Origin of the sequence: Microbulbifer weihaiensis (genome assembly GCF_048323715.1) — a bacterium.
Lineage (GTDB): Bacteria > Pseudomonadota > Gammaproteobacteria > Pseudomonadales > Cellvibrionaceae > Microbulbifer.
In genome coordinates this window covers 332,921-352,217 of sequence record NZ_JBLWFL010000006.1, presented here as the reverse complement: position 1 = coordinate 352,217, position 19,297 = coordinate 332,921, and the positions used below count along the sequence as shown (strand labels likewise).

17 protein-coding genes and 1 pseudogene are annotated in these 19,297 nt (G+C 53.3%); 7 read left to right on the top strand and 11 right to left on the bottom strand.

Going from position 1 to position 19,297, the window contains the following annotated elements; genetic code table 11:
* Positions 1-56 precede the first annotated feature (56 nt).
* Genes ACNKU7_RS09655 through ACNKU7_RS09645 form a run of 3 tightly spaced genes read left to right on the top strand, consistent with a single transcriptional unit; the run spans position 57 to position 5,773 of the window.
* Complete coding sequence (locus ACNKU7_RS09655) at positions 57-1,379, top strand: TolC family protein (RefSeq protein ID WP_418296762.1); 1,323 nt, start codon at positions 57-59, stop codon at positions 1,377-1,379.
* Entirely contained in the window at positions 1,376-2,623 is a 1,248-nt protein-coding gene (locus tag ACNKU7_RS09650) for an efflux RND transporter periplasmic adaptor subunit (protein WP_418296761.1), read from the top strand. The genes ACNKU7_RS09655 and ACNKU7_RS09650 overlap by 4 nt, the downstream gene beginning before the upstream one ends.
* A 9-nt stretch (positions 2,624-2,632) precedes the next feature.
* On the top strand, positions 2,633-5,773 hold the full coding sequence (locus ACNKU7_RS09645; RefSeq protein WP_418296760.1) for an efflux RND transporter permease subunit: 3,141 nt from the start codon (positions 2,633-2,635) through the stop codon (positions 5,771-5,773).
* On the opposite strand, the gene ACNKU7_RS09640 is transcribed toward ACNKU7_RS09645, so the two are convergent.
* The 9 genes from ACNKU7_RS09640 to ACNKU7_RS09600 all read right to left on the bottom strand — a co-directional run bounded on the left by ACNKU7_RS09640 (position 5,767) and on the right by ACNKU7_RS09600 (position 12,310).
* Positions 5,767-7,692, bottom strand: a complete 1,926-nt coding sequence (locus ACNKU7_RS09640; protein WP_418296759.1) for an LTA synthase family protein — start codon at positions 7,690-7,692, stop codon at positions 5,767-5,769. The genes ACNKU7_RS09645 and ACNKU7_RS09640 overlap by 7 nt on opposite strands.
* A 152-nt stretch (positions 7,693-7,844) precedes the next feature.
* Positions 7,845-8,183, bottom strand: a complete 339-nt coding sequence (locus ACNKU7_RS09635; protein ID WP_418296758.1) for a hypothetical protein — start codon at positions 8,181-8,183, stop codon at positions 7,845-7,847.
* A gap of 339 nt (positions 8,184-8,522) precedes the next feature.
* Positions 8,523-8,822: a calcium-binding protein gene (locus ACNKU7_RS09630; RefSeq protein WP_418296757.1), complete on the bottom strand. Its 300-nt coding sequence runs from the start codon at positions 8,820-8,822 to the stop codon at positions 8,523-8,525.
* 100 nt (positions 8,823-8,922) lie between these two features.
* Entirely contained in the window at positions 8,923-9,084 is a 162-nt protein-coding gene (locus ACNKU7_RS09625) for a hypothetical protein (protein ID WP_418296756.1), read from the bottom strand.
* Between the two features lie 12 nt (positions 9,085-9,096).
* Positions 9,097-9,825, bottom strand: a complete 729-nt coding sequence (locus ACNKU7_RS09620) for a hypothetical protein (RefSeq protein WP_418296755.1) — start codon at positions 9,823-9,825, stop codon at positions 9,097-9,099.
* 15 nt (positions 9,826-9,840) lie between these two features.
* Entirely contained in the window at positions 9,841-10,146 is a 306-nt protein-coding gene (locus ACNKU7_RS09615; protein WP_472439830.1) for a beta-barrel domain-containing protein, read from the bottom strand.
* Between the two features lie 33 nt (positions 10,147-10,179).
* Complete coding sequence (locus ACNKU7_RS09610) at positions 10,180-10,374, bottom strand: hypothetical protein (RefSeq protein WP_418296753.1); 195 nt, start codon at positions 10,372-10,374, stop codon at positions 10,180-10,182.
* A 43-nt stretch (positions 10,375-10,417) separates the two neighbouring features.
* Entirely contained in the window at positions 10,418-11,161 is a 744-nt protein-coding gene (locus ACNKU7_RS09605) for a hypothetical protein (protein WP_418296752.1), read from the bottom strand.
* Between the two features lie 822 nt (positions 11,162-11,983).
* A complete protein-coding gene (locus ACNKU7_RS09600) occupies positions 11,984-12,310 on the bottom strand; it encodes a LysR substrate-binding domain-containing protein (protein WP_418296878.1) in 327 nt (108 codons plus the stop codon).
* Between the two features lie 94 nt (positions 12,311-12,404).
* Between ACNKU7_RS09600 and ACNKU7_RS09595 the strand changes: the two are divergent.
* Positions 12,405-12,587: pseudogene (locus ACNKU7_RS09595) on the top strand (S-(hydroxymethyl)glutathione dehydrogenase); the annotation flags it as partial.
* Between the two features lie 66 nt (positions 12,588-12,653).
* On the opposite strand, the gene ACNKU7_RS09590 reads toward ACNKU7_RS09595, so the two are convergent.
* The gene (locus ACNKU7_RS09590) at positions 12,654-14,840 is read right to left on the bottom strand and encodes a M3 family metallopeptidase (RefSeq protein ID WP_418296751.1); all 2,187 of its coding nucleotides are present in this window, start codon (positions 14,838-14,840) and stop codon (positions 12,654-12,656) included.
* Between the two features lie 362 nt (positions 14,841-15,202).
* Here ACNKU7_RS09590 and ACNKU7_RS09585 point away from each other — a divergent pair, with 362 nt between their 5' ends.
* The 3 genes from ACNKU7_RS09585 (at position 15,203) to ACNKU7_RS09575 (ending at position 18,628) form a co-directional block, all read left to right on the top strand.
* Entirely contained in the window at positions 15,203-16,996 is a 1,794-nt protein-coding gene (locus ACNKU7_RS09585) for a copper resistance system multicopper oxidase (protein WP_418296750.1), read from the top strand.
* 23 nt (positions 16,997-17,019) lie between these two features.
* The gene (locus tag ACNKU7_RS09580) at positions 17,020-17,886 is read left to right on the top strand and encodes a copper resistance protein B (protein WP_418296749.1); all 867 of its coding nucleotides are present in this window, start codon (positions 17,020-17,022) and stop codon (positions 17,884-17,886) included.
* A 145-nt stretch (positions 17,887-18,031) separates the two neighbouring features.
* The gene (locus ACNKU7_RS09575; RefSeq protein ID WP_418296748.1) at positions 18,032-18,628 is read left to right on the top strand and encodes an FMN-dependent NADH-azoreductase; all 597 of its coding nucleotides are present in this window, start codon (positions 18,032-18,034) and stop codon (positions 18,626-18,628) included.
* Positions 18,629-18,684: 56 nt separating this feature from the next.
* On the opposite strand, the gene ACNKU7_RS09570 is transcribed toward ACNKU7_RS09575, so the two are convergent.
* Positions 18,685-19,269, bottom strand: a complete 585-nt coding sequence (locus ACNKU7_RS09570; protein ID WP_418296747.1) for a nucleotidyltransferase family protein — start codon at positions 19,267-19,269, stop codon at positions 18,685-18,687.
* Positions 19,270-19,297 lie beyond the last annotated feature (28 nt).

Here is a 19,297-nt window from a genome sequence, read left to right as displayed (position 1 = left end):
ATCGGATCCGACCGCCACCAGAGCTGTTCGATCCCGGATCTTCGCAGGGAACCCCAGTGCAGCGAAATGTCTTGCCTTACCAGCAACAGAAGCTGGTTGCACAAGTCGCAGTGGTCGTTTTGGCCCTGTTTGCATTTTTACGGCCGGTTGCCGAAACCCAGGAGCAGGCTGGCACTCTGACCATAAGCTACGAGCAGGCCGTGTTCTACAGCCTGCAGCAACATCCACGGCTTGCAGCGTATGAATTTCGTCGTCAAGCGGCAGCGGCGCGTACGATCCAGGCGGGCGTCGGCCCGCGACCAGAGCTTGGAGTGGAAATCGAAGACGTCGCCGGCACGGGAAACTTTAACGGTACTCAAAATGCACAAGTCACGGTGGGTGTTGGCTGGGTGCTGCAGTGCGATGTTATCGACAAGCGTGTACAAGCCTCTCGCATACAAGCTTCACTGATTGAAACCGAGCAGCAAATTGCTGCACTGGATGTGGCTGCGGATACCGCGCGCTATTTCTTGCAGGCTCTGGCACAACAAGAGCGGTTGTCTCTCGCGCAACACGCGAAGAGAGAGGCCCGTCACGGTCTGGAAGATATTCGAAGGCAAGTACAAGCAGGAAAGCTGCCCGAGGCCGAAGCCTCGCGCGCCAGGGCGGAACTGGAGCGTCGCAGCCTGGCCGCTGAAGACGTCGAACATGAATACATCATTTCCAAGTACCAGCTTGCTGCCCAGTGGGGTGACAGACATCCGCGCTTTTCGGCACTGAAAGGGTCGCTTGCGGTGCCAGTTGCAACGATCGATATCGCCTGGTTGCAGGAGCAGGTCAGCAATAATCCCCAACTCACGCTTTTCCTGAATCGAGACCGAATTGCTGAAGCTGACATTGCTCTGGCAAAGGCGGAGGCTGGTATCCAGTGGCGTATAGATGCCGGCATCCGTCGCCTGGAAGAGGTCGATGATTACAGTCTCGTTGCCGGCATTACGATTCCACTCGGGCGCAGCAATCGCAATATTGCCAGGGTGAACGCACTTATGGCGGAGCAGAAGCGGTACCAGGTGGAACAGAGCGCACAAAGCATTGCGCTGGAAACCCAAGTCTACGTTATGGCACAGCAACTACTGCATAGTCGTCATGTATCCGAGGCATTTGCTCATCGCATCATCCCCAGCCTACAACGGGCGCTGGCGGACACCCGTAACGCTTACCAGTTGGGAAAATACAGTTACTACGAACTTGCAGCGGCTGAGCGGGATCTTATCGATGCTCGCCTTTCATTCCTGCAGGCCCAATATTCAACCCGACTGTACTGGATAGAGATCGAAAAACTTACCGGCCTGTCCCTTGCCCAGCCTTTACCTGTAAGCCCGCCTGGGTACGAAAAGTGAAAACGTATTTAATCGGCAGTCTGGTTGTGACGTTGCTGCTTTTCGGCGCGGGCGTGTTCAGCGGCGGTGCAGTCGGGGTAGCAGACAGTGAGAAGCATGGCGGACATAGCTCCGCCCCCGTTGAAACGGGCCCCCACCATGGTCGCATGTTGCGCAAAGACGACATCGCGGTGGAACTCGCAATCTTTGAATCCGGTGTTTCGCCGGAGTTCAGAGCCTGGGTTTCAGAGAAGGGTAAACCGGTGGATCCGCGAGAGGTCCTTGCATCGGTAACCCTCAGCAGACTGGATGGGGAACAGGAACAAATCAGCTTCGTCCCCAAAGACGATTATTTACGTGGGAACACAGAGATTCGTGAGCCCCACTCCTTTGTGGTGAGCGTGACTATTCGCAGTCGCGGCAAAATGTATCACTGGCAATACGACAGCTTTGAAGGGCGCACGCGTATCACTCGAGAAAATGCTGAAGCCTTGGGCATACAAACCGCAATTGCCGGGCCAGCGCTTCTGCGAGAAACCACAAAAGCTTACGGCCGGCTGGTTATGAATCCAGAGCGAAAGAGGGAAGTCCGAGCCCGTTTTGACGGCACCGTAGACTCGGTGAACGTTGCCCTCGGGGAAAGAGTAACCAAAGGTCAAGCCGTGCTTGCGATAAACAGTAATGAAAACCTCAAAACTTACACTATAAGCTCCCCCATCAATGGCATTGTTCTGCAGCGAAATGCCAACCCAGGGGAGCAAACTGGCGGTCGCAACTTACTCGTCATTGCCGATGAACACGCACTTATAGCGGAACTGGAAGTATTTCCATCAGTGCGCCCGCGTGTTCATCCCGGCAACCCTGTGTCGCTCATCGTGCGAGGAATGCGCACACCGGTAACCGGCGTGGTAAAGCAGATCGATCCCGTGCTCCGGCCAAATCAGGCCAGCATTGTGCGAGTCATGTTAGATCAGGTTTCACAGGGATTGGCCGCCGGTTCATTTCTCTCTGCAGCCATACAGATCGATGAATACGAGGTGCCACTTGCGGTACAGCGATCGGCACTTCAGTCCTATCGGGATCACGCCGTGGTTTACGCCCAGTATGGAGACCAATATGAAGTACGCATGCTCAAACTCGGGCGCCAAGCCGATGAATGGGTGGAAGTACTCGATGGACTCAAGCCAGGCACGCGCTATGTCACGGGCAATAGTTACATCATCAAGGCAGATATCGAAAAATCCGGTGCCGCACATGATCACTGAGATTGTCGGATGCTGGCCTATCTGATCCGGTTCTCAATCCAGAATCGCCTGCTGGTACTGGCGACAGTCGCATTACTCTGCGGCATCGGCATATGGAATTTCACCCGTCTGCCCATTGATGCCGTTCCGGACATCACCAATATACAGGTGGTGGTTAACACCGAAGCGCCAGGCTTCACACCGCTGGAAATTGAGCAGCGCGTAACCTTTCCGGTCGAAAGCACCATGGCGGGAATACCCAAACTCGCCTATACCCGGTCGTTATCACGCTATGGCCTGTCCCAAGTCACGGTAATTTTTGAAGACGGCACCGATATTTACTTTGCCCGCCAGCTGGTAAATGAGCGCCTGATTGCCGCACGCAATAGCTTGCCACCAGGGTTAGAGCCCGAGCTCGGCCCCATCTCGACAGGTCTTGGCGAGATTTTCATGTTTACCGTCGATGCAGAGCCGGGCGCGAGCAAGCCGGATGGCAGTGCGATCACCACCACCGACCTGCGCACGGTACACGACTGGATTATACGCCCGCAGTTGCTGCGCGTTCCCGGGGTCGTTGAAGTCAATCCTATCGGCGGCTATAAGCGGGAAATACTCGTCGCTATAGAGCCCCAAAACCTCCTCGCTTTTGGCCTGACCCAACAGGATCTTATCCGAGCGGTGCAGGCAAACAATAGTAATCGTGGTGTTGGCTTCATCGACTACAACGGTGCCCAGTGGCTCATGCGTGTACCAGGGCAGGTGGAATCCGTAGACGCGATTGAAGACTTCCTTATAACCAGTGCTCAGGGTGTTCCGGTCAGGCTTGGTGATGTAGCCAGAGTCGGTGAAGGCCATGAGATGCGCACCGGTGCCGCTACGCAAAATGGCCGCGAAGTGGTGATGAGCACCGTATTCATGCTTATTGGGGAAAACAGCCGCACAGTAGCCAATGCTGTCGGTGAAAGACTTGAGGCCATCAAGGCGAGCTTGCCAGCCGGTATAACCGTAACGGCGGTTTATGATCGTACTGGTCTGGTCGACAAGACTTTACACACCGTGCGCACGAATTTGCTCGAAGGGGCAACACTGGTCATCGTCATTCTGTTCCTACTGTTGGGAAATGTACGCGCAGCCATACTGACAGCTCTGGTAATCCCCATTGCCATGCTGATGACAGTAACCGGCATGGTGCAAGCGCGGGTCAGTGCGAATCTGATGAGCCTCGGTGCGCTGGATTTTGGGTTGTTGGTTGACGGCGCCATCATCATCGTTGAGAACTGCCTTCGCCGCCTGAGTGAGGCCTCAGGAAATGGTGCGCCACTGGGCTTGAAACAGAGACTGGAGGTGGTCTTTCAATCCACCCGCGAGGTAATCCGTCCGGCCATGTTCGGCGTTTTTATTATCACCGCGGTGTACTTGCCTATTTTTGCTCTCAGCGGTGTCGAGGGCAAAATGTTCCACCCGATGGCAATCACAGTGGTCTTGGCGTTGCTGGCGGCCATGCTGCTTTCAATCACCTTTGTGCCGGCCTGTATCGCCCTCCTTTTTCGCAAACCGGTGGTTGAGAAAAAGCATCTGGTACTGGACAAAATACGCGATATCTACCGCCCCCTGCTGGAATTTGCCATCCGTCAACGGATACTCGTGGTCGCGGTGGCAGCAGTGCTGGTACTCGTTTCTGCCTACAGCGCCACCAAACTTGGCAGCGAGTTCGTACCTAACCTGGACGAAGGGGATGTCGCCATGCATGCATTACGGATACCTGGTACTTCCCTTGAGCAGGCCATCGTTCTACAGGAGACTCTGGAGTCCCGAATCAGGGAAATGCCGGAGGTCGAGCGTGTATTTGCCAAACTTGGGACTGCTGAGGTCGCAACGGATGCTGTGCCGCCGAGTGTTGCCGACAACTTCATCATCATGAAGCCGCGTACTGAATGGCCCGACCCGAATAAACCTAAAAGCCAACTGGTTGAAGAACTCGAGACTTTGGTGGAACCGATTCCCGGCAACAAGTATGAATTCCTGCAGCCAATTCAGATGCGCTTCAACGAGCTTATTGCCGGTGTCCGGTCAGAGCTCGCGATCAAGGTATTTGGCGACGATTTCGACCAGCTTACAGCCATCGGATATCAAATTGAAGCGGCGATAAAGAACGTGGAAGGCATTGCCGACATCCAGTTGGAACAGACAAGCGGGCTTCCGATGCTCACCATCAGCCCTGATCGAGAGGCCCTTACGCAATACGGACTAGATATCAGTAATGTTCAGGATCAGCTGGCCACTGCCTTACGTGGCACGGTCGCGGGTCACTATTATGAAGGCGACCGTCGTGTGGACATCGTTGTACGCCTGCCCGAAGTACTGCGGAAAGATCCTTCGGAGCTGGCAAAGCTGCCGGTGCATCTTCGCGATGGAAATTATGTCCCTCTGGAAGAAGTAGCCGAACTGAATCTCGTTCAGGGAATCAACCAGGTATTCCGTGAAAACGGCAAGCGACGCGTAGTGGTAACCGCAAATGTGCGGGGGAGGGATCTTGGCGGTTTCGTCTCCGAGGTACAGCAGGCGGTCAGCAGTAAAGTGAAACTTCCTGCCGGATACTGGCTTGAGTATGGCGGCACCTATCAGTCGCTGCGTTCGGCCAGCCAGCGCCTGAGCCTGGTTGTACCGCTAACTCTGGTGCTGATCATGGGATTACTGTTACTTGCTCTGGGTTCAATGAAAGATGCGTTAACTATCTTCAGTGGTATTCCTCTGGCACTTACCGGTGGTGTGCTGTCATTGATGCTTCGCGATATCCCGTTTTCCATTTCTGCCGCGGTCGGCTTTATTGCGCTTTCGGGCATCGCAATACTGAATGGCCTGGTTATGGTGGCCTTCTTCCGGGATTTGCGTTATCACGGGCAGGATCTTGAAAGCGCCATCATAGAAGGCGCACTGATAAGGCTGCGGCCGGTGATTACCACTGCCCTGGTTGCCTCACTGGGTTTTGTGCCCATGGCGCTGAATACCGGAATCGGATCAGAAGTTCAGCGACCTCTAGCGACAGTGGTCATCGGCGGCATTATTTCTTCAACGATACTGACGCTTTTGGTGCTACCAGCCCTTTACCGAATACTGCACTCGCGCGAAGCAGCACCTGCTACAAGAAACATGAACTTTGATCATCAGTGACCAGCAACCGAAACACTTTCAGCAGGCGCAGACCTTCCAGTGGCGCTGGAGCTATACCACTGATGGCGATATGCCAGGCCAGGCCACAATGCATGGGCGAGTGCGGTCTTCACAGCTGTCGGCGAAACAGGTCGTGATATCAGAGCGCTGTCCTGGATTTCAAACTGACCAGGCGGTTGATCCGGGCGCAGAACAACCAACTGATTTCCCGTGCGAAAACCGAACCGCTCCCCGTATTGCATCAACGCACGATCAGGGCTCTGTCTGGTGAGATCCTGCCCGAGCATTGGATGAGTGCCGTCGATACCCAAAAGTGAGAGCAGGGTGGGGGGCAAGTCGATTTGGCTGGCAAGGCGCTCATCCCGTTTCGGCGCAATACCCGGGCCGATGATTAATGCGGGAATATGGAAGTGCTCGACGGGGATGACATCGGCCCCCGAGACTCGCGAGTCGTGATCGGCTACAACGACAAACAGGGTGTTATCCCAGTACTTGGAGTGCCGTGCTTTGTCGAAGAATTGACCCAAGGCCCAGTCGGCGTAGCGGATGGCATTTTCACGGGACTGGCGCTCGCCCCGAGGCACAATCCGGCCCTCGGGAAATTCCCAGGGGCTGTGGTTGCTGACACTGAAGGCGAGGGTGAAGGTGGGTTTATCATCCTGCGACAGCAACCGGTCCAGCTCGTTAAACATATCTTCATCGCTGGCCCCCCAGGATCCCACATAACCCGGTGCCGTGAAGGTTGGCAGGTCATGTATTTCCTGAAAGCCATTCCCCAGGAAGAAGGTTTTCATGTTGTCGAAGTGGGATTCGCCCCCGTATACAAACCGGCTGTGGTAGCCGTGTTGCCCCAGGTAATCCGCCAGGGTAAAAAAATTGCGCTGTGCACGCGGCAACTTCAATACCGCACGCGCCGGGGTTGGGAAAAAACCGGTGACGAGAGCCTCAAGCCCGCGTACCGAACGCGTGCCGGTTGCGTACAATTCTGCGAACCACCAGCCCTCGTTCGCTAATGTATCGAGGTTCGGGGTGAGGTTTTCCCCTAGCAGCGCGCCCACGTAGCGCGCGCCGAGGGATTCCTCCACGATAATCACCAGATTCATGGGTGATGCAGGCTTTTGCGCAGGTTGTTGCCGGTGAAAGCTGGGGTGTTCAGGGTCTGCAGGCGCTGCATCGAGACCGGCCGCCTCACGCACCAACCCGATCACTTCACGCTCCGGTAATTTCCCGTAACGTTTACCCGCATCGCTTTCATGGCGAAGCGAATACAGCGCATAGGCAGTGCTGTACAACGAGTTTAAAGCGAGCACATTGACCAGATTATCATCGCTAAATGCGACCAGGGCCGGGTTGATAGGGCGGTGCTGCAGGGTTCCGCGGGCAGCCAAAAAGCACAGCAGGAAGCAGGCGAGGGTGACCGCCAGTCTCCCGCCAGTACTGCCTGGCTCGACGTCACTGGTTTCTGCGCACCGCAGTATTCGATTGCCGGCTATCGAGCCCAAGGCCGTGAATACTACGACCGCAAAAATAGCCCCGAGATAGCCCTCCAACAGCATGGATCCCACTTCCTGAGGGCTGACAAGGTACTCAAAAAACAAACGGTTTGGCCGCGTATCGTACTCAGCGATGAACTCAGGCGTTACCAGCTCCATAAAAATGACCATGAGCCACCAAACGCGGTACCACCACGCTGTTGACTTGCGCGCCGCCACTGAATGATTCAGCCAGGGCGCGGCCAGCAATGGCAGAGCCACTAGCATCGCCAGCAAACTGATATCAATCCGGAAACCGCCCAACAGCAACCGACCGAGAGCCGGTAGATCGCCGATGCGGCCATAAAACCAGACCCCGAGGCCCAGCCGCCACAGCGTAAGCGTGGCCAGTGAAAGGAGCAAAAAGCGCAGGGATAGCTGAAACATTGGCTGGCTCAATCAATACGACGGAATACCGACCGAGACGCGAGGATGCGTAGCGGCCGGCGAGCCAGAAGAGCCTATAACCGGAAACTTAACAGAAAATTAAGAAAGCCTTAAGCGTGATGCATCAGCTCAGGTGCGAACATTCTGACGAGTTACACCGCCTGTGGTTGCGGATTCACGGCCTGCACATCCATAAGGTCGAGAAAGAACGACATGTACTTGTGCATCGCCGAAGTCACCGCAACGTCTTGTAACATCAGCTGTTCGAATTCAGGGCGCATGGCGATCAACTCGACCATGCCCAGGTGATAGTCATTGCCAGTTTGTGCTTTTAGCGTCTCCTGTACGACTGACGCTAGCTGGTCAGCCAACTGCACCTCAGCGCCTTCATGAACAAGCGACTCACGCAACGACAGCTGGAATTCATTACAGTGCTTTGGCGCTACCGATAGACGCTCGATCGCCATATAGATTTTCTGTCCGATGGTCATTGTGGTTCCCCCTGAAAAGAGGCGCGCATGCTACTGGAGCCGTGGGCAATTCCATAGACACAGCGCGGGCAATAGCACGAAACCGGCGACAGAATTTTTATACTGGCATCAGAGACAGCAGGAATGACACTAAACGCATTTGGGAAGTGCAGATTAAGGGGCAGTAGCCAACCGGCTTGGGGCATGCCTGGCAACATAATCAATTTAACATAATCTATATTATGCGCATAAGAGGATGCACAGAACAGGCTGATCAGATACCGGAAAATTCCCACTAAATTAAGCTATTTAAGGCAAACCCGAGCTCTTCATATACTCGGGTTTGCCGCATTGCTCCTATTACGCAGCTTGCCAGTTTGCAGCGATGACAGGATCCACCTGGTCACGTACCTCCTGCGGCAATTGAGCTTCTCCGGCTGGCGGCGCACCGAATGTCGCCATTGCGCTCACCAGATTCTCGACCATGCTTGCTTGCAGAATCGCATCACCGGTACGGATTTCATCCAGCTGCTGTGCGCTATCAGCATACCAGTCTTGAATCGTCACCTGGTCATCAGACCCGATAATGTCGACGATCAGGTTGTCACCATCGCGGCTGAACCATAGATTGCTTTCGTCGAGATCGGTTAGGAACTGCAAGACATCGTTATCTGATACAGCGGTACTAGAGAGATTGTTGATGATGTCTTGGCCAGAACCCAGGCCTATCAAACCGTCAAACCGTCAAACCGTCAAACCGTCAAACCGTCAAACCGTCAAACCGCAATTTAACGTCACCATTGTCCAAAATGGAGGCAATATATTCATATATATGCGAATAATTTCCGTCCGAATTCAAACCAAGTCTATATGGTCGGTCGATTTCACTTCTTTCTTCTTCTGAAATATAAATATCACCCACGCAAATTCCCTTTTATGCTATCAATCTTTTAACAAAGTTGGCCACATCAAGCTGTATTTTTTTCCACTTTTTTATAAGTGAATACGGAAAAATATATTCCACATACAATCCATCTTGTAACTCAAAACCTGAGTAGCAGGACACTACATGAAAATCATTACCTTGACATGAATAGATAATGGGTCCGCCTTTCGGAGTTTTAAATGAGCTATCTATCGGCGTATACATTACGTGACCATAACCGGTGCTCCGCGTATCTTTTCGATACTCTGTCAAACCTAAATAATCTATATCCGAGATTTTCTGCCAATTTTTCCGGCTAATTCTGTTGCGTAAAAAATCTGGATCTTCACTTCCATTCCTAACTTTAATCATAACCAAATTAAATGAACTCTCAGGCTCGGGCTCTGGATACCTTAATCCAAACTTAATCTGGTCTGCCCTTCCAGGAATAATTCTTTCATTGCTTACGGGTTGATAATTAATGTTTGGAGGAATACTCAGAAGAGTATCACCTACCCAGATCTTGTTAGTTTCACCAGCAATATGACCATGAGCCAACTTATGCTCTTCTGTATTTGCACTTGGTCTGTACTCCCTTTCACACGCCGATATGAGTAAACCCACAAAAACCAGCAAGGCCACACCAAAAAGGTGCAATGAACTTATTGAAAAATTTTCAATAACAGTCAGCCGATTCACCTTGAATTCAATACTCTTATTTCTTCTTACATTCATCACTACGTCTCCCCAAAGCTACCCCCCCAAGCGATTCACGAACTGGCTGATAAAGTACTCGTAGATATTTCGCGTACCAGTCTTTACCTCGGCAACCACATGTATTCCCGCCCTCAAAGGCTGCTCCCGATCCGCCAGCTTCAGGTTCTGCATATCCAGACTGATATTAGACAGATACCGATAACCATTTTCCTCACCCATAACAGCATCCTCGGAGAGATTGACGACTACCCCGGAAACAGTGCCGTACTTGGTAAAGTTGCAAGTGGAAATTTTTACGCTCACCGGCCGCCCCTCCTTAACAAAGCCGATATCCTTGTTCAATACTCAGGCCTGTACTTCCAGCGACTAACTGCATCAAGGCCTGGGCCGGTTCAGCACGGCACCGCGGGTGTGAATTGCCAGCCCCTGCACGGTACCGGCAATGGGTGCATGGATTACCTGCTGGCAGCTCTGCTGCAGCCCCAGTTTGCGGAGCTGAGATTGAAGCTGCTCAATCCGTGATCGTTCCAGTGCCAACTCTTCCTCTTCGTCTATGCGCTGCTGTTCCATCTCCAGGAATTTATCCCGCGCAACCAGGTTGCGGCTAATGTCATTACTTACTCTCCCTGACTGAACTCATAAATTCCATAAGATCTTTATGGACCTGCACAAAGTCTTTCATCAACGGCTTGTCAAATCTCACTATCGCTCTAAGATCCTTATCAAAAATAAAGTGATACGAACAATGCCCAACATTACTCTTTGAAAAATATGCGAATGATTCATCATCTGAGCAGGATATAACCACCGGGGTTCCTTGTGGCATAACCAATTCGCCATTCTTTGCTATATAAACCCAACCGTTATTACGTTTATAGCCAAAAAATCCCGGATATCGATTATCCTCCACCCGAAAAGGATTTAAATTGTCGGAATACTGACCATATAAATCCCTTGGAACTGCTATTCCACTCTTATCTATCTCAAACATTATCCTAAGTCGCATATCCTCATCCGACTTGAGGTAGTGGTCGCGCTTTCCAAATTCTGGCCAGAATGTATATATCTCTGCAAACAATCTATGAGTCTTTAAGTCCCTATCTCCGTGGTAATTCCGATCAATGGTCAATGTGCCATATTGATACGTATACTTTAAAATGCTCCCATTGTGATGCTCTTTAGTCGGCTTCAAGTATTCCATAGTGGCTACGGGTGAACCTTTGTTATTATTCATCTCCCCTCTGGGAGGCAACCCACTAGATTTCAAAGAAAAGTAAAAAGTTATACTTATCGATAAAAAACCAATCGCAGACCAAAATTGCGATTTTGATAACACACATTTTTTTTCTTTCGCCACCGTTGTCGCCCCGCCCTTTTTTTGTGTGGACTGTCATTTTGAAACTGCTGTAAACCGGCTCTTCAAGCGGACTAAAAAATATGCATATACATTCCTTTTCTTTTTTCTTTTCTTAAAATTTTCTAATCAAATCCATCTCCAGAATAGAAACTGATATATATCTAGCAACAGGAGCTTCAGAGTATTTATCCTGTTCAATTGATCCAAAGGGAAACGCATACTTTGAGTGCCTGGTTGGGTAGTACCTTTCTCTGCAACTCATCCCTGCTTAAAATGCATCCATCGTCTTCGCACGCCTGTGTCACTCTGTGAAAGCCTCCATCTAAATGGTTACGATTTCAAGTGAAAATATAGATGTTTTATCGGTGGATATTTTCGGAGCTAAAATCACTCCAAATAATTCCTAAGCTCGCTGTATCCGCCGCTACTTAGTTCAAGAAATCATTTAGGCCGATAAAACCATCGACCAATATTAAAGTTATTCGTACAAAAACTCTCGGACAGATTTTGAGCTACATCACATAGATCTAAATACTTCTTAAAAATTTTTTATAAATAAAATAACAGAAACTAAAGTACCAATAATTAGCTATTTGTATTATTAACTTATAGCTCTGCGCATGATTTCGGTTTTATGGGCACTCATAAAAAATCAAATCTAACACTGCCGCGCCATATTTATCTTGAGACTCCATTTCCCGCTATACTTCGCGTTACCTTGATGATTTGATGGCATGAAATAGCCCGCACCGAAATCAGGATAGGAAGATAGATGCGTAATCACTGAGACTACAAGACTACCTAGCCGCAATGACACCTTCTCTACACCGAATTGATAAACCCACTTAAAAAGTCCAGTAACATACTGACCTTCGCCGACAGATGGCGATTTTGCGGGTAGATTCCCCAGATGCCGTCGTCCTGCTCCCGGTAGTGCTCGAGTAGCGAAACCAGCCGCCCTGCTTCCAGATCTTCATCCACGTAATAGTCCGGTAGTTGCACGATGCCTATACCTTTCAGTGCCGCATCAACCAGCGCGCGTCCGCTATTGCAGCGAATACTGCCACTGACCCGGATATTTCGTGGGCGCCCTTGCTCATGAAATCGCCAGTAGTCGAGGGTACCGAGCAGGCAGTTGTGTCGAGCCAGCTAAGACAGGCTGCGTGGCTCACCGTGGAGTGCGAGATATTGTGGAGATGTACAGACATGCACGGTGCGTGAACCCAGCTTTCGCGCCATCATTACGGCTTTGGGTGACGTCAAGGGACGCTCTGAATTGCCAGACTATGTGGAGCGCTACCTTGCAGGCGAGTGCACATCGAATAACTTCATTACCCATACCATGGGCTGTGAAGCCATCAATGAAACCTTCGAATTGATGCATCGAGGAGGAAGCATCCGCTCCGTAATCCATTTCGACCAGTAAGAATTACCGGGCCAACGGTAAGGAAGCATTCAAAAAAAAAGCCGGGCTAATGCCCGGCTTATTGATTTAGCCTTCTTTTGGCTTAAGTCCACGACGAACCAGCAGCGCATCGGTAGTCGGCGCCTGACCACGGAATTTCTTGAATGATTCCATTGGCGGCAGAGAGTTACCCACTTCCAGGATGTTCTTGCGGAACCAGTCACCATTCTTGCGGTTCAGGCCTCCGCGCTCGCCCAGAAAGGCAAAGGCGTCAGCAGCCAGGATCTCACTCCACATGTAGGCGTAGTAACCGGCTGAGTAGCCGCCACCCATAGAGTGGGCAAAAAACGTGGATTTGTAGCGCGGCGGTACCGCAGCCACGTCGACGCCATGTTTTGCCAGTGCCTCGGCTTCAAATTTTTCTACGTCCTGTTGCGGTGCATCGGCAGACAGGGAATGCCATTCCATATCCAGCAGCGCGGCAGACATATACTCCAGGGTATCGAAGCCCATGTTGAAGTTCTTGGCCTTCAGCACTTTTTCCAGCAGTTCGGCGGGAATCGGCTCGCCAGTCTTGTAGTGGTAAGCGTAGTTGGCCAGTACCTCGGGGTTGCTCGCCCAGTCTTCCTGGAAGGTAGACGGGAATTCAACAAAATCACGGGAAACGCTGGTACCAGCAAGGCTCGGGTAACGGACGTTGGAAAACATTCCGTGCAGGCCGTGGCCCAGCTCGTGGAACATGGTGGTGACATTGTCGAAGCTGACCAGTGTCGGCTCCCCTTCCGGGCCTTTAGGAATGTTCATCACATTGACCACGACCGGCTTTTGCTCCAGCAGGCCGGACTGACCGACAAAGGAGCTCATCCAGGCACCGCCACGCTTGCCGTCACGCGCGAAGTAATCTGCATAGAAAATCGCCAGGCTCTTGCCGTCGTGATCGAACAGTTCGAACGCCTGTACGTCCGGATGGTAAACGGGCAGGTCTGGACGCGGTTCGAAGCGAATACCGAAGAGTTTGTTCATGGTGTAGAACAAGCCATCGTGCAGCACGCGTTCGAACTCGAAATACTCACGTACCTGGCTTTCGTTCAGGTCATATTTTGCCTGACGCACCTTTTCTGCATAGTAGGCCCAATCCCAAGGCTGTACCTCGAAATCACCACCCTCTTCCTTGATCATGGCCTGGATATCGGCCTGCTCTGCCTTGGTGTTACTGACTACCGCCGGCACCATGGAGCTCAACATGCTGAACACGTTTTCCGGTTTTTCCGCCATGGTGTTGGTCAACTGGTACTCCGCCCAGTTTTCGTACCCCAGCAGATCTGCCTTCTGTGCGCGAATCTGTGCCATGCGCTTGACCAGCGGACGGTTGTCCAGCTCGCCGGAAGTGCCGCGATACGCGGAGGCTTCCCAGATGCGCTGGCGCAGTTCACGGTTTTTCAACGACGTGAGCACCGGCTGGCGAGTGGTGTTGGTGATGCTGATCAGGTATTTACCTTCGTGACCGGCGTCCGCAGCAGCCTCTGCCGCCGCTTTGATCTCGCTTTCTGAAAGACCTTCCAGCTCGCTCTTGTCGTCGACAACGACGGCAATGGCTTTGCTGAGTTTCAGCAGGTTCTGGCTGAACTCGGTAGTGAGCTTGGAGTGCTCTTCGTTCAGGGCACGCAGGGTCACTTTCTGCTCATCGGAAAGCTTGGCACCGGCTTTGACGAACTTGTCGTAGTACTCTTCCAGCAGACGCGTGGATTCCGCATCCATTTCATGGGTCACGCGCTGCTGATAGAGTTTTTCCACGCGTGCAAACAGGTCGGCATTCAGGTAGATGCTGTCGGAGTGGGCGGCAAGCTTGGGCGCCAGTTTGCTTTGCAGTGCCCGGCGGGCTTCGTTGCTGTCGCTGCCGACCAGGTTAAAGAAAACACGTGAAACACGGGTCAGCAGAGAGCCCGCCTGCTCCATGGCCACAATGGTGTTGTTGAAACTGGCCGGTTCCGGATTGTCGGCGATGGCCTGGATCTCCTGCAGGTGCTCGCGCATGCCCTGCTCGAATGCCGGTTCAAAGTGACCATCTTTAATTTGACTGAAATCAGGGGCCTGGTACTGCAGGGCGCTTGGCTGGAGCAAGGGGTTGTCTTGCGCTGCCGGAGCGGTCAGGTCACCTGCCACCTGTGCATTTTCTACTTCGAGTGCCTGCACAGATTTACTCGAATCCGGCTCCGGCCCCTTGGAACAGGCAGCAACAGCGACAATGGCTACCGCTAACAGGGATTTGCGCATTTCATTCTCCGATGTTTTCAATACTTCAATAATGTGTGCCTAAAGCTGGTGGAGCCACGCCCACAGACCTGCTCACCAATTCCACGACAAAAAGCTGGCAACTCGCTGATGACGCGTATCGCGCCAATATATCATGTCAATCATGACTGGCAATTCACTCGTTCACACTTTCTCGTCGTTACCATGCGCCGGCATGACTGGACTTGCTTTTCGCGTCTACCTGGCGTTTGTGGCGCGGGCGCGACGGGCCATGCGCCATGAGCGGTGATCCCTGAGGCGGAAATATGGCGTGTATAGCTCCGTCACATCCACTCCGTGCACTAGCTTAGAGGTGGACGTGCACACGCAAGGGATTGTCGACCATGGCACAGGAGGATAAACCGGAACCACTTTTCGGGACGCGAAGGCGCTTCCTGCAGATGCTGGGGGCTGGTGTATTCACTACCGGGATCAATACGACCTTCCCCCTCGCCGCCTGGGCCCTGTCCTCGCCCAAGTACCTCCACGATGGGATCCGCAACTACCAGCCGCAAAGCTACTTTGACCTGGCATTCCGCTATACCCCGCTGGAAATCGACGGCCGCACCGGCAAAGCCACCGCCATCAACGGCACGGTACCGGGACCGCTGGTTCGTTGGCGCGAAGGTGACACGGTGACCATGGATGTCACCAATCACATGCAGGATACAAAACACGCGTCCATCCACTGGCATGGCATCCTCGTGCCCTTTCGTATGGACGGCGTACCCGGAGTCAACTTCAACGGGATCCAGCCGGGGGAAACCTTCCGCTATCAGTTCCAGGTGAAGCAGGCTGGCACTTACTGGTACCACAGCCATTCCCATCTTCAGGAGCAAAGTGGCTCTTACGGCCCACTGGTCATTGATCCTAAGGAGCATGAGCCCTTCCACTATGACCGCGACCACGTCATCGTGCTCTCGGACTGGGCCTTTACCGACCCTGAAACCCTGTTTCGCAACATCAACCTGTCGCCCGAGTACTACATCTATTACAAGCGCACCGTATTTGATTACATGCGCGATGTCCGAAATATGGGCTTTGCTGAGGCGAACGCGGAGCGACTCCCGTTTCGCCGAATGAATATGAGCCCGCGCGACCTGTCGAATGTCACCGGGTATATCTATACCTACCTGATGAACGGCCACTCGCCGGATATGAACTGGAGCGGCCGGTTCCTGCCCGGCGAGACGGTGCGCCTGCGAATTATCAACGCGTCATCGATGAGCAATTTCGACGTGCGCATTCCCGGACTGGATATGGATGTCGTCATGGTGGATGGCAAGGCGGTCAAGCCTGTACGCTGCCATGAATTCCGTATCGGCGTTGCAGAAACCTACGATGTGCTGATCATGCCCCGCGAAGCGCGCGCCTATACGCTGTATGCCGAATCACTCGACCGCAGTGGCTACGCGCGCGGTACCCTCGCCCCAGAGCCAGGCATGGCCGCACCGGTACCGGCACTGCGCCCAACCCCTGATCGCCGGCTGGAAGATATCGGTATGGGCATGATGAAGGGCAAATACTTTGGCGGCATGAGTGATGCAATGAAGGAGAAACTGCATCACAAGCGGATGCAAATGCAGAATGACGCGATTCCCGGCCCCAATGGCCCGATGCCCTTCCTGCCGGATAAAGACAACCCCAACGTGGCGATGGTGGTAATGAACCCGCAAAGCCGTCTAGGCGAACCCGGTGTGGGACTCGGTCACGATGGCTGGAAGGTGCTCACCTATAAAGACCTGGTCTCCGCTGAACCTCAGCCGTACAGAGCGTCGGTGGACCGGGAAATGTGCATCAATATCACCGCCAACATGGAGCGATTCGTATTTTCGCTGGACGGCAAGAAATTCACCGAGCAGCCGGGCCCCTATCTGTTCCGGCACAACGAACGACTGCGACTGTTCCTCGTGAACCACTCAATGATGGAGCACCCAATGCACTTGCACGGCATGTGGATGCAGCTTGAGACCGGTGCCAGCCATGAACAGATCCCTTACAAACACACCATTTTGGTCAAGCCTGGAGAGGCCCTGTCGGTATTGATTACGCCCATCGAAAAAGGCGATTGGGCATTCCACTGCCACCTGCTGTACCACATGGAAGCCGGGATGTTCCAGGTGGTGCGCGTCGCTTGAATCCAGCCATCAACAAGTTGCCCATGAGACAATTCGCCACCAGCCTCGTCGCATTCCTGCTTTCGCCAATACTCCTGGCCGAGGCACCGCCTTCTGTAGAGGTACCCGTACAGGCCAGCGAGGACGGTACCGAACCAAAACCGGAGGGCTATCGCAGCCCTGCCCTGCCTCCGCCGCCGGGCCAACAGATCCGGAAATACGCCGAGGACTCACCCGGGCGGCCGCAGCAGAATTTCGGGGTAATACCCATCCACGACAATCAAAAATTCGCACAAATATTCGCCAAACGGCTCGAATACGGCCGCGACGGCGATAGCGAAAACATGTTGTGGGAGATCGACGGCTGGTACGGTGGTGACCGCAACAAGCTCTACCTGGAGGCCGAAGGCGAGCGCGAGGTTGGTGGCAAGACGGAATCCGCGAGGCTCGAAGTATTCTGGAATCGCGCCGTACGCTCATACTGGGATTTGCAGCTGGGTATACGCCATGACTTTAATCCGGCAGAGAGCCGATCCTTTGCCGCCGCCGGATTCCAGGGGATGACGCCCTACGGCATTGAAACCGACCTGACCGCCTATGTCAGCGAAGATGGCGATGCCTCTTGGCGGCTGGAAATCGAACGCAGCTTTCATTTCTCCCAGCGCCTGGAACTGGAGCCCCGGCTGGAAACAGACTTTTCGTTTGCGGAGGTTCCCGCCTATAACGTCGGCGACGGTTTCACGGGCATAGAGCTTGGTCTGCGCCTTCGCTACATGATCACACCCAAGTTTGCCCCCTACCTGGGCGTCTCCTGGGAGAGAAAACTCGGAGACACCGCCGATCTGGTCAGGTCAGATGGCGCAGAAACCGAATTTACGTTCGCGGTCGTGGGCTTCCGGTTCTGGTTTTAATAGACCAGGGCTCAAAGCAGTCGAAATCTGCCCGGGAAACAGCTTTCTATAAATTCGACGAATTCAACTCAATATTTGCGATTTTCTGTCGCAATTCTAAGTGTTTCAATCGCTCCATCTAATCAAAGACTCGAAGGAGCCGATTATGTCCCAGATACTCAAGATCAAAACCAGTCTTTTCAGCAACGATGGCCAGTCTTCCCAGCTGGTAGACACCTACGCCGATCAGTGGTTGCAGCAGAACCCGGGCGCCGCCGTGGTGGAGCGCAACCTGGCCGCAGCACCGGTGCCGCACCTTGATCAGGCACGCTTCCAGGCGTTCACCACAGCGGCGGAAGAGCGCTCTCCAGAACAGCAGCAGGTTGCGGATTTCTCCCAGCAGCTGATCGATGAAATCCGGGACTCTGAAGTCATTGTGCTCGGTGTGCCGATGTACAACTTCAGTGTGCCGTCCACGCTCAGCACCTACTTCGACCATATTGCCCGTGCGGGTATTACCTTCCAGTACACTGCCAATGGCCCTGAGGGTCTACTCAAAGGCAAGAAGGCCGTTGTATTTATTACGCGCGGCGGGGTTTACGGCGAAGATCACGCGCAGACGGCCTACATCCGCCAGTTTCTGGGTTTTATTGGCATTCAGGATGTTGAAATCATCCATGCCGAGGGCCTGGCGATGAACGATCAGGCTCGCGAGGAGGCGCTTTCCGCAGCCCACCGTCGCATTGCCGATCTGGCGGCGTAAGCTGCCAGGCTCTCCAAAGCGGTGACGGGGCGCACAAGCGAAGACTGTGCCCCCCGTTACAAGCCGGGCAAGCGACTGGAGCGTGCCAACCAGCGCGAAAGTTCGGCTTCGGTATCGATGTCGATTGCTGCCGCGGGCATGTCACAGGTAGCGACTCTGAGTTCCGGGTTGTACAGCACCCCTTTCGCCCCCTGATCGCCGCTCAGACGCCTGAGCTGGTCAAAACATCGGCGCCCAAACACGGCGGGCACGCCGCGCTTGCCGGCATAATACGCGCAGGCAATATCCTTTCCGGCAAAATTCGCCAGCAGCTTCTGTATATCGTCGGCAGAAACGGCAACCTGATCCCCCAGGAGCACCAGGATCCCATCGTAAAGCGATGCGAGTTCGGCAACACCCGCAGCGATGGAATGGCCGAGCCCCTGGCGCCACAACTGGCTATAAATCAGCGTCACATCACCTAGCGCCCCGCGCTCTCGCGCCATCGACAGCGACTGCTCCCAGGCCCCACTGACAACAAATGTATCCTCAACCAAGCCCTTCACCTGGCTGATCACGTGTTGCAGCATTGGCCCCCCATTGATGTCCGCCAGTAATTTACAGCCATCAAACCTCGAGGATGCGCCCGCAGCCATGATCATTGCTGCAATCCTGGGGCTATTCATTCAC